The sequence below is a fragment of the Rhizobium sp. AP16 genome (assembly GCF_000281735.1).
GTDB classification, from domain to species: domain Bacteria; phylum Pseudomonadota; class Alphaproteobacteria; order Rhizobiales; family Rhizobiaceae; genus Rhizobium; species Rhizobium rhizogenes.
The window spans coordinates 1-944 of the sequence record NZ_AJVM01000062.1; the positions used below are offsets into that span (position 1 = coordinate 1).

The 944-nt window shown below is 58.8% G+C and carries 2 pseudogenes; both read left to right on the forward strand.

From position 1 onward, the window contains the following. A pseudogene (locus PMI03_RS16445) lies at positions 1-127 on the forward strand (MarR family transcriptional regulator); the annotation flags it as partial. A gap of 521 nt (positions 128-648) precedes the next feature. Next, positions 649-944 (forward strand): annotated as a pseudogene (locus PMI03_RS16450) (murein L,D-transpeptidase); the annotation flags it as partial.

The following is a 944-nucleotide window of genomic DNA, read 5'->3' on the forward strand; positions in this document are numbered from 1 at the left end:
CCCCCCCCGCCATATCGGCTCGATCGACAAGGTCGGCGGCATCGGCACGGACGAGTTCACCCAGATGAACAAGCTCCTGCAGCGCCTCGACCGTTTCTGGAACGACCAGATCCTGTATCGCCTGTAAGCAATACCCGCGGATTGACCGCAAGACTCTCCAGTCAAAACAAGCCGGATGCGTTCCCTGCGCGTCCGGCTGTGTTTGTTTGAGGGGAGGGATATCTGCCTGTCTGTGGGCTTTTTGCCACGTCCCGCCACGACCTTGCGGGACGAGCGCCGTCCGCGACCTCTACACGATTGACGCCGGATCAACAGGCGCTATTAACCGCGCTCATCTAGTGGTATTTTAGCAAGTGCAATATGGCGTTTCTTCCGATCCGGCAGGCGAAGGCAAGTTTCATGCCGGGCGACACGAATCGGCCATATTGCTATGACAGCGGAAACGAACGGCAAGCTGCGCTTCAAGTCTTGATTTTCATGCCTGAGCGCTTTGGCCTCGCAATATTGTGACGGTCCGTGACGAAGTTTTTGTGGTGCTTTGAGGCAACGGATTGATACTGAGCTGCACGACTTGGCATAAGCCGGGGTATTTGCTGCTTCCTCTCTTGGCTGCGGATGAAATTGATCGCAGCGTTGAACGGTAGGGATATGTCGAAGAAAAACGGAATTGAACCTTTCTCGCGCCGCTTCTTCCTGCGGTCTGCGGCAACTTTTGGCGTGGCCGCCTTGGCCGCTCCTGCTCTCGCGCAGCAGGATCAGACGCCCCTCGACGCGCTGATCAACAACCGCGCCCGCGGCAATTGGGATGACCAGTTCGACGCAAAGGCCGCGGCACGCACCGCCGCCGCCGTCCAGTCGAACACGCCGATCCTCGGGCCTGATTCCGTCCCGAACATCCAGCAGGCGATCGCCCAGTATCAGAACATCGCCGCCAATGGCGGCCG